The organism is Crenobacter luteus, assembly GCF_004345725.1.
GTDB lineage: Bacteria > Pseudomonadota > Gammaproteobacteria > Burkholderiales > Chromobacteriaceae > Crenobacter > Crenobacter luteus.
On the sequence record NZ_SLXG01000012.1, the window covers coordinates 76,898 to 87,094 of the forward strand.

5 protein-coding genes are annotated in these 10,197 nt (G+C 71.9%); 3 read left to right on the plus strand and 2 right to left on the minus strand.

The window, feature by feature from the left end:
* Positions 1–30: 30 nt before the first annotated feature.
* Positions 31–2,739: a bifunctional [glutamate--ammonia ligase]-adenylyl-L-tyrosine phosphorylase/[glutamate--ammonia-ligase] adenylyltransferase gene (gene glnE, locus EV683_RS08850; RefSeq protein WP_131862538.1), complete on the minus strand. Its 2,709-nt coding sequence runs from the start codon at positions 2,737–2,739 to the stop codon at positions 31–33.
* A gap of 58 nt (positions 2,740–2,797) precedes the next feature.
* On the opposite strand from glnE, the gene EV683_RS08855 reads away from it, so the two are divergent.
* The 3 genes from EV683_RS08855 to tldD are packed head-to-tail and all read left to right on the plus strand — an operon-like array spanning position 2,798 to position 8,912.
* Positions 2,798–6,640, plus strand: coding sequence for a YhdP family protein (locus tag EV683_RS08855; RefSeq protein WP_165916807.1), 3,843 nt, complete (start codon positions 2,798–2,800; stop codon positions 6,638–6,640).
* Positions 6,637–7,455 carry a carbon-nitrogen hydrolase family protein gene (locus tag EV683_RS08860; RefSeq protein WP_131862540.1) on the plus strand — a complete coding sequence of 273 codons (819 nt, stop codon included), beginning with the start codon at positions 6,637–6,639 and terminating at the stop codon, positions 7,453–7,455. Before EV683_RS08855 ends, EV683_RS08860 begins: the two co-directional genes overlap by 4 nt.
* An 11-nt stretch (positions 7,456–7,466) precedes the next feature.
* On the plus strand, positions 7,467–8,912 hold the full coding sequence (gene tldD, locus EV683_RS08865; protein ID WP_131862541.1) for a metalloprotease TldD: 1,446 nt from the start codon (positions 7,467–7,469) through the stop codon (positions 8,910–8,912).
* A 97-nt stretch (positions 8,913–9,009) separates the two neighbouring features.
* On the opposite strand, the gene EV683_RS08870 is transcribed toward tldD, so the two are convergent.
* A complete protein-coding gene (locus EV683_RS08870) occupies positions 9,010–9,933 on the minus strand; it encodes a glutaminase (protein ID WP_066609852.1) in 924 nt (307 codons plus the stop codon).
* Between the last annotated feature and the right edge of the window lie 264 nt (positions 9,934–10,197).

The following is a 10,197-nucleotide window of genomic DNA, read 5'->3' on the forward strand; positions in this document are numbered from 1 at the left end:
TGCAGGGTCTTTTTTTCGAGTAGACGCGGATTATAACGCCGCCGCGCCGTCTGGGGTACGGCTGTCGATCGATTCGCCGAACACCTGCTGCCACAGCCGGCAGACGGCGCGGTAGTGGGCGACGAGTTCGTCGTCGACTTCGACGGTGCGGATCTCGTCGAGCCGCACCGCGTGCTGGCGGCGGCGGTACAGCCGGTAGGCGGCGCGCGCGGTCTCGGCGAGCTCCTTGTCGATCAGCCCGTCCTCGGCGGCGACCGCCAGGAGCGCGATGTTGCCGGCGTTGCGCGTCAGCTCGGGCAGCGCGTGCGCATGGGCGAGGATCAGGTACTGCACGATGAACTCGACGTCGACGATGCCGCCGCGCGCGTTCTTGACGTCGTTGTCGACCGCCGGGCGCGTCTCGAGCATGCGCGCGCGCATGTCGAGCACTTCTTTTTTCAGCGGCTCGACGTCGCGCGGCCGGGTCAGCACCGCGTGGCGGATCTCCTCGAAACGTTGGCCGAGCAGCGCGTCGCCGGCGACGAAGCGCGCGCGCGTCAGCGCCTGGTGCTCCCACACCCAGGCGTTCTGCTGCTGGTACTGCTCGAAGGCGGCGACGCTGCTGACCAGGAGGCCCGACGAGCCGTTCGGCCGCAGCCGCAGGTCGATGTCGTAGAGCTGGCCGGCGGCGGTGGTGCTGGTCAGCCAGGTCGACAGCCGGCGCGCCAGCCGCGAGTAGACGTCCGGCGCGTCCGGGTGCGCGTCGTCGTAGAGGAAGACGATGTCGAGGTCGGAGGCGTAGCCCAGCTCCTTGCCGCCGAGTTTGCCGTAGCCGACGATCGCGAAGCGCGGCGTGTCGGTGTGGCGGTTCGACACGGTGCGCCACGCGTGACGCAGCGTCGCGTCGAGCACCAGGTCCGCCAGTTGCGACAGCTGGTCGGACAGCGCCTCGACCGTCCACATGCCGGCCAGGTCCTGCGCGACGAGGCGGAAGGTCTGCGCGTGCTGGAAGTGGCGCAGCGTGTCCATCTGCGTCTCGACGTCGCCGTCGGCGTCGGCCAGCTGCTGTTCGAGCTGCACCGCCAGTTGCGGCCAGTCGGGGCTGGCGTACAGCACGCGGCCGTCCAGCAGTTCGTCGAGCAGGATGGGGTGGCGCGTCAGGTAGGCGGCGACCCAGGCGCTGGCCGAATAGAGCGACGCCAGGCGCTGCAGCGTCTGCGGGTACTCGGTCAAGAGCGCCAGGTAGGCGGCGCGGCGGCTGATCGCTTCCAAGAGGCCAAGGATGCGCGTCAGCGTCACGTCCGGGTTCGGGAAGCCGGCGGCGACCTCGATCAGCGGGCCGATCAGGTCGTCGAGCTTCTTGCGCGCCGCCGCCGGCATCTGCTGGTAGCGCTGGCTGTTCGACAGCGCCTTGAGCGTGCGGCCGACCGCGGCCGGGTCCCGGTAGCCGAGCTCGGCCAGCCGCGGGTCGGCCGCCTCGTCGGCGATGTCCTGCCACAGCGCCGACAGCGGGTGGGCCGGCGCGTTTTCGGTCGGCAGCAGGAAGACCTGCTCGAAGTGGCGGGTCACGCGGCGGCGGCGCTCGTTGAGCGCGCCAAGGAAGGCGTCCCAGTCGGGCTCGCCCATCGTTTCGGCGAGGCTGGCGCGCTGCGCCGCGTCGCTTGGCAGCGTCTGTGTCTGCTGGTCGTCGAAGTACTGCAGCCGGTGCTCGACGTCGCGCAGGTAGGCGTAGGCCTCCTGGAGTTCGGCGACCGTTTCCGGTTCGAGCAGCCTGAGCTCGGCCAACCTCGCGAAGGTCTCGCGCGTGCCCTTCAGCTGCAGGCTTTTCTCGCGGCCGCCGCGGATCAGCTGGAACACCTGCGCGGTGAACTCGGCCTCGCGGATGCCGCCCGGGCCGAGCTTGATGTTGTCGGCCATGTCGCGGCGCGCGACCTCGCGGCGGATCTGGCTGTGCAATTCGCGCATCGCGCCGTAGGCGTTGTAGTCGAGGTATTTGCGGTAGACGAAGGGGCGCACCAGCTCGTCGAGCCCGGCCGCGTCGCCCGACAGCGCGCGCCCCTTGATCCACGCGTAGCGTTCCCACTCGCGGCCCTGCGTCAGCAGGTAGTTTTCCAGCGCGGCGAAGCTCATCACTAAGGGGCCTGAGTCGCCGTAGGGGCGCAGCCGCATGTCGACGCGGAACACCTGGCCGTCGGCGGTCGGCTCGTTGATCAGGCGGATCAGCGTCTTGCCCAGCTGGGTGAAGTATTCGTGGTTGCTGATCTTCTTTGCGCCGTCGGTTTCGCCCGCTTCCGGGTAGATGAAGATCAGGTCGATGTCGGAGCTGACGTTCAGCTCGCCGCCGCCGAGCTTGCCCATGCCGATCACGATCAGTTCCTGCGCGTCGCCCGACTCCTGGCCGCGCGGCGTGCCGTAGTGGGCCAGCGCGTGCTTGCCGGCGACCAGCGCGCGCTCGACGGCGAACTCGGCCAGCAGCGAAACGGTCGACACCACCTCGTCGAGGTCGGAGAGCCGGTTCAGGTCGCGGGCGATCAGCCGCGCCATCGTCGCCTGACGCAGGCGGCGCAGCGCCGGCATCAGCGCGTCCGGCGTCGAAAGCGCGTCCCAGTCGGCAAACCCTTGCATTTCGGCGCGGTCAAAGCGGTAATCCAGGCGCGTGCCGAGCCGTTCGAGTTCGTCGGCGCGCGCGCCGAGGAGACGGTCCAGATAGCGGGAATGGCGGCGGGCGAACGCGATCGCGTCGTGCGGGTTTGCTGGCATAATGTCTTTTCCGGACGAATCTGTTCTTCAAACCCCCATTGTGTAACGGTTCCCTCTGTTGGAAAAGCGCCTGTCCTCCCTTGCCCGACCGCTGCTGCGCGTCCGGGTGCTCCGGCTGTGCCGGGTCGCGCTGATCGCGTCGGGAATCGCTGCGGCCGCGCTGGCGGTCGCCTTCGCCACCTTTACCTGGGGCGTGTTGCCGCGCCTCGACGCCTGGCGCCCCGAGCTCGAGGCCGCGCTGACGCGCGCCACCGGCCGCGCCGTGACCGTTTCGCGCCTGTCGGGCAGCTGGCACGGCGTCGCGCCGCGCCTCAAACTCGAGGGGGTGCGGCTGGCGAACCCGAGGCGCGGTGGCAACGCGCTGACGCTGTCGGCGCTGACGCTGACGCCGTCCTGGCAGAGCCTGCTGGTGTGGGAGGCGCGCTTTTCGCGCATCGCGATCGAGTCGCCGCGCGTCGAGCTGTCGCGCGACAAGGCCGGCCGGCTCTTTCTCAACGGCGTCGAACTGGCGTCGTCGGACTCGCCGTCCGACGGCCGCCTCGCCAACTGGCTGCTCGCCCAGCACCGCGTCGAGATCGGCGGCGCCGCGCTGTCGTGGCGCGACGAGCTGTTCGACCTGCCGCCGTTGCGGCTCGAGCGCGGCGATTTGACGCTGGCGACCACGCTGCTCGGCCACCGGCTGACGGTGTCCGGCCGGCCCGGCGCCGAGCTGGGCCGCGCGCTGCGCTTCGAGGCGAAGTGGCGCGGCGACGACGTGAGGGCCTTCCGGCGCTGGAGCGGCGAGGCCGAGCTCGCGCTCGAGGGCGCGCGCGTCGGCGCCTGGTCGCGCTACCTGGCGCCCTTGGGGCGCCTGAGCGAGGGGCAGGGCGACGGCGAGCTGTCGGCGCGTTTCGACGAGGGGGAGCTCGTCGCGCTGTCGGCCGACGTCAAGGTGCTCAACGTCGCCTACCAGCCCGACGGCGCCGGCGCGATGCGGCTGCCGCAGTTCGGCGGCAAGCTCGACGTCGAACGCGACGCCGGCGGCGTCTACCGCGTGGCTGCGCGCGAGCTGTCGCTGTCTACGCTCGCCGGGCGCGCGTTCGAGCGCGCGACGGTCGAGGGTCGCTACAAGCCGGGCGCCGACGGTTTCGGCGCGCTGTCGCTGTCGAACGCCGAACTGGCGCCCTTGGCGCCGCTGATCCACGCGCTCGGCGCGCACCGCAACCCGCTGTTCGCGCGTTTCGCGCCCGAGGGGCGCCTGTCGGGCCTTGCCGCGCGCTGGCAGGGGCCGGTCGACGCGCCGCGCCGCTACGCGCTGTCGACCGGCTTCGACCGTCTGGGCTGGCGCTACGACGGCGCGGTGCCCGGCGTGACCGGCGCGAGCGGTTCGCTGTCCTTCGACGAGGTGGGCGGCCGCCTGAGGCTGCACAACCGCGCGTCGCGCGTGACGATGCCGCGCGTGTTCCCGCAGCCGCTCGACTTCGCCCGCCTGGACGCCGACGTCGACTGGCGCCGCGAGGCGGGCGGCGTCGCGCTGGCCTTCCGGTCGGTGCGCTTCGCGAACGCCGACCTCGAGGGCGAACTGTCCGGCACGTACCGCTACACCGGCGCCGGCGCCGGCGTCGCCGACCTGTCGGGCGGCGTCGCGCGCGTCGACGCGGTGCGCGTGCCGGCCTACCTGCCGTACGCGGCCGGCGCCGAGACGCTCGCCTGGCTCCAGCGCGCGCTCAAGGGCGGCCGCGCCGAAAACGTGCGTTTCGCCTTGCAGGGCGAGCTCGACCGCTTCCCGTTCAAGGGCGGCGCGGGTGGGCGTTTCTACGTCGGCGCCGGCGTGCGCGACGGCGTGCTGCTGTTCGAGCCGGGCTGGCCCGAGCTGCGCGGCATCGACGCCGAGCTGGTGTTCGAGAACGAGGCGATGCGTATCGCCGCGCGCCGCGCGAGCACCGTCGGCGTGCCCTTGTCCGACGTCAAGGTCGGCATCGCCGACCTGTCCGCCGACGCGCCGCGCCTGACCGTCGACGGCAAGGCGGCCGGTCCGCTCGCCAAGATGCTCGTCTACACCACGCAAAGCCCGGTCGACGGCTGGCTGGCCGGCTTCACCGGCCAGATCGGCGCGAGCGGGCCGGCCAGGCTGGGGCTCAAGCTCGACATCCCCTTGTCCGGCCCGCAGGCGCCGCGTGTCGAGGGGCGGCTCGCCTTCGCCGGCAACGCGCTGAGTTTCCGCGACTGGCCGATCCCGCCCGCGAGCGGCGTCGACGGCGTGCTGGTGTTCACCGAGCGCGGCGTGAACAGCCCGGGCGTGCGCCTGACCGCGCTCGGCGGCCCCTTCGTGCTGAAGGCCGATACCGGCGCCGACGGCCGGATGCACTTCGCCGTCGACGGCGAGGCCGACTCGCACGCGGCGCTCAAGACCTACCTGCCGATCCTCGCGCCCTACGTCGCCGGCCGCTCGCGCTACGCGGTGCGCTTCGCGGTCGGCGAAGGGCTCGAGCGGCTGAGCGTGGCGAGCACGATGGTCGGGACGCGGCTGGACGCGCCGGCGCCGGCCGACAAGCCGGCCGAGGCCGCCTGGCCGCTGGTGCTGACGCTGCGCCCCGGCGACGGCCGCGCCGGCGGCTGGGCGGTCGACTTCGACGTGCAGGGGCGCGCGCGCGGCGCGTTGCGGCTGGACGACGACGGCGGCCTGCGGGCCGGCGCGGTCGCGGTCGGCCGGCGCGACGCCGAGCCGCCGGCGCGCGGCTTCGCGCTGCGGGTGCGCGACGAGGAGGTCGACCTGGACGCGTGGCGCGCGCGTCTGGCCGGCGCGGCCGACACCGCCGGCGCTGCCGCGCTGCCCTTCGTCGCCGAGCTGGACGCCGACCGCGTCGCGGTCGGCGGCTATCGTTTCAACGCGGTCAGGGCGAGCGCGGCCTTCGAACCGGCGCGCCGCCACTGGATTCTGGCGCTGGCCAGCCGCGAAGCGGCCGGCGAGGCGGATTTCGGCGGCCTCGCGGTGCCGCTGAAGGCGAGGCTGTCGCGGCTGGCGCTGCCCTTGTCCGCCGCGCCGGCCGGCTCGGCCAGGCTGCCCGTCGCGACGCGGCTGCCGCCGCTGGACATCGTCGCCGACAAGGTCAGCTGGCGCGAGCAGCCGCTCGGCCGCGTCGAGGCGCTGGCGCGCCGCGAGCCGCACGCGTGGCTGCTCGAGCGCGTCAGGCTGAGCAACGACGACGGCGCGCTGAGCGGCCGCCTGGCGGCGCTCGAGGCTGCCGACCGGCCGGCGCGCGTCGAAGGCCGCTTCGACCTCGAACTGAAAGACCTGGGCGGGCTGCTCGGCCGTTTCGGCGAGCCGGGGCGTGTCGCCGGCGGGCGCGGCGACGTGGTCGCCGAGTTCGCCTGGCCGGGCGGCGTGCTCGATTACCAGCCCGAGGCGCTCGACGGCAAGGTGACGGTGGCGCTCCGCGACGGCCGCTTTGCCCAGGTCGAGCCGGGCGCCGGGCGGCTGCTGGGCGTGTTCAGCCTGCAGTCGCTGGCGCGGCGGCTGAGGCTCGATTTTTCCGACGTGTTCGGCAAGGGCTTCAGCTTCGACAAGCTCGACGGCGTCGCGCGCATCGAGAGCGGCGTGTTCCGCGCCGACGCGGTCAGGTTGACCGGACCGGCCGCCGACGTGACGATGAAGGGCGAAATCGACTTGCCGCGCGACCGCCAGCGCGTCGAGGTGCGCGTCAGTCCCAAGCTGTCCGAGAGCGCGGCGCTGGCCACCGGCGCGGCGCTGTTGAATCCGGTGGTCGGCGTCGCGGCGCTGGCCGCGCAGAAGGTGCTGCGCGACCCCCTGAACCAGCTGTTCGCCGCCGACTATCTGATCACCGGTCCGATCGCCAATCCGGACGTGCGGCCGCTCGCGAACAAGCCGGTCAACCCGCCACCACAAGGAAGACAACCATGAGCGAAGAGAAGACGAGTTACCGCGCCGCCGCGGTGCAGCTGGTGTCCGGCGCCGACCCCTCGGCCAACCTTGGACGTGCGGCGCACTGGGTCGACGAGGCGGCGCGCCAGGGCGCGCGCCTGGTGGTGTTGCCCGAGTATTTCGGCGTGATGGGGCACAAGGAAACCGACAAGGTCGGCCTGGCCGAGGCGTTCGGCGCCGGCCCGATGCAGGACGCGCTGGCGGCGATGGCGCGCGACAACGCCGTGTGGCTGGTGGGCGGCACCGTGCCGCTGGTCTCGCCCGAGTCCGGCAAGGTGTACAACAGCACGCTCCTCTACAATCCGGAGGGGGAGCGCGTCGCGCGCTACGACAAGATCCACCTGTTCGGCTTCTCGGGCCTTGGCGAGAACTACTGCGAGTCGAACACCATCGTCGCCGGCACCGAACCGCTGAAGGCGGCGACCGAGCTCGGCGAGATCGCCTTCGGCGTGTGCTACGACCTGCGCTTTCCCGAGCTGTTCCGCGCGCTCGCGCCGTTCGACGTGATGGTGCTGCCGGCCGCGTTCACCGCGACCACCGGCGAGGCGCACTGGGAGCCGCTGATTCGCGCGCGCGCGATCGAGAACCAGTGCTACCTGATCGCGTCGGCGCAGGGCGGCCTGCACGAGAACGGCCGCAGGACGCACGGCCACAGCATGATCGTCGACCCGTGGGGGCGCGTGCTGGCCGAACTGCCCGAGGGCGAGGGCGTGATCCTCGCCGACATCCAGATCAACACCCTGCAATCGGTGCGCACCCGCCTGCCGGCGCTCGCGCACCGGGTGCTCAACTGAACGGAACCGCCATGTCCGACACCCTTTTCGCCACCGCCGAGTCGCTGCTGTTGGCGCCCTACGGGCTGACCGACGCCTCGCTCGACGCGACCCTTTCCCGCCTCGCGACGCATCGCGTCGACGACGCCGACCTCTACTTTCAGTACACGCGCAGCGAGGGCTGGAGCCTCGAGGAGGGCATCGTCAAGTCGGGCAGCTTCAACATCGACCAGGGCGTCGGCGTGCGCGCGGTCGCCGGCGAGAAGACCGCCTTCGCCTACGCCGACGACATCAGCCTCGCGTCGCTGACGCAGGCGGCCGACGCGGTGCGCGCGATCGCCGCCACCGGTGGCTCGGGCCATGTCTCGGCCGGTCGCGTCGCCAGCGGCCGCGCGCTCTACCCGGCGATCGACCCGATCGCCAGCCTCGACGCCGACGCCAAGGTCGCGCTGCTGGACAAGGTCGAGAAGCTCGCCCGCGCGATGGACCCGCGCGTCAGTCAGGTGATGGCCAGCCTCGCCGCCGAGTACGACGTCGTCTACGTCGCGCGCCACGACGGCACGCGCGCCGCCGACGTGCGCCCGCTGGTGCGGCTGTCGGTGATGGTGATCGCCGAGCAGAACGGCCGGCGCGAGCAGGGCAGCTCGGGCGGCGGCGGCCGTCACGATTTCGCCTACTTCACCGACGCGGTGGTGCACGACTACGTGAAAAAGGCGGTCGACCAGGCGCTGGTCAACCTCGAATCGCGCCCGGCGCCGGCCGGGGCGATGACCGTGGTGCTCGGCCCGGGTTGGCCGGGCGTGCTCTTGCACGAGGCGATCGGCCACGGCCTCGAGGGCGACTTCAACCGCAAGGGCACCTCGGCGTTCTCGGGCCGGATCGGCCAGCGCGTCGCCGCGCCGGGCGTCACCGTGGTCGACGACGGCACCCTCGGCGGCCGGCGCGGCTCGCTGTCGATCGACGACGAGGGCAACGCGACGCAGCGCACCGTGCTGATCGAGGACGGCATCCTCAAGGGCTATATGCACGACGCGATGAGCGCGCGGCTGATGAAGATGGCGCCGACCGGCAACGGCCGGCGCGAGTCGTACGCGCACATCCCGATGCCGCGCATGACCAACACCTACATGCTGGCCGGGCAGCACAAGGCCGACGAGATCATCGCCTCGGTCAAGGACGGCATCTACGCGGTCAACTTCGGCGGCGGCCAGGTCGACATCACCAACGGCAAGTTCGTGTTCTCGGCGTCCGAGGCGTGGCGCATCGAGAACGGCAAGCTCGCCTACCCGGTCAAGGGCGCGACGCTGGTCGGCAGCGGCCCCGAGGTACTCAACTACGTGTCGATGATTGGCGACGACCTCGCGCTCGACGCCGGCGTCGGCGTGTGCGGCAAGGACGGCCAGAGCGTGCCGGTCGGCGTCGGCCAGCCGACCTTGCGCATCGACGGCGGCCTGACCGTCGGCGGCACCGGCCACTGAGCGCCGCCGCGCCGCAGACAAAAAACGCGCCCTCGGGCGCGTTTTTTTCGTGCTCGGCCAACCTTTCAGGTGGCGGCAGCAGACGGGCGCGTTTCAGCTAGAACACCGAGCGGCCGGTCAGCGTGGTGAAGCGTTCGAGCGCGTAGCCGCCGGCGAGCGAGTTGCCGTTGGCGTCGAGGCCGGGCGACCAGACGCACACCGCCAGCTCGCCGGGCACGACCGCGACGATGCCGCCGCCGACGCCGCTCTTGGCCGGCAGGCCGACGCGGTAGGCGTAGTCGCCGGCCGCGTCGTAGGTGCCGCAGGTCAAGAGCACCGCGTTGATGCGCTTGGCCTCGCTGACGGTCAACAGCCGCTGGCCGTCGTGCGGGTTCACGCCGTGGTTGGCGAGGAACAGCATCGCGCGCGCCAGCTCCTCGCAGCTCATCGCGATCGCGCACTGGTGGAAGTAGCTCGACAACACCTCGTCGACCGGCGCCTCGAGGTTGCCGAAACTCTTCATGAAGTGCGCCATCGCCGCGTTGCGGTGGCCGGTGGCGGCCTCCGACGCGGCGACCTCGTGGTCGAAGTTCAGGTCGGCGATGCCGGACAGCCGGCGCACGAACTGCAAGAGCGCGACGTCGGCCTGCACGAAATGGCGGCACAGCACGTCGGTGACGACGAGGGCGCCGGCGTTGATGAAGGGGTTGCGCGGCTTGCCGTGCTCGTGCTCGAGCTGCACCAGCGAGTTGAACGGGCTGCCGGATGGCTCGCGGCCGACGCGCCGCCACAGCGCGTCGCCCTGCTGGCGGAACGCCAGCGTCAGCGCGAACAGCTTGGAAATGCTCTGGATCGAGAAGCGTTCGGCGGCGTCGCCGACCGCGTAGCGGCGGCCGTCCAGCGTGTGCACCGCCATGCCGAACTTGTGCTTGGGCACGGCGGCGAGCGACGGGATGTAGTCGGCGACCCGCCCCTCGGGCAGCAGCGGGGCGACCTCGGCGGCGATGGTGTCGAGAATGGCGCGGTAGTCGGGCGTCGTCATGGCGTGTCCTGCGATGCGAGGTCCCGAACCTTAAGGCCGTGCGCGGCGCTCGCCCACTCGGGGTTTCCCTGTGGCGCGCGCCGGGTGCGGCCAGCGCGTGAATGAGCGGTCCCGACCGGTCTCGGCCAACGTTGGCCGAGCCTGCGCGGCGGCGGGCACACAAAAAAACAGGTTCTTCACGGAATAATGGGAACGTGAGGTAAAAGCCGGATGTGAGAACGGCGGTGCAAGGTAAGCTGTTTGTGCGACCAAACCCGCTACCCG

Excerpts from the sequence above, each read along its gene's own strand:
- EV683_RS08860 (WP_131862540.1), top strand. The coding sequence starts at position 6,637 with ATGAGCGAAGAGAAGACGAGTTACCGCGCCGCCGCGGTGCAGCTGGTG.
- EV683_RS08870 (WP_066609852.1), bottom strand. The coding sequence starts at position 9,933 with ATGACGACGCCCGACTACCGCGCCATTCTCGACACCATCGCCGCCGAG.
- glnE (WP_131862538.1), bottom strand. The coding sequence starts at position 2,739 with ATGCCAGCAAACCCGCACGACGCGATCGCGTTCGCCCGCCGCCATTCC.
- tldD (WP_131862541.1), top strand. The coding sequence starts at position 7,467 with ATGTCCGACACCCTTTTCGCCACCGCCGAGTCGCTGCTGTTGGCGCCC.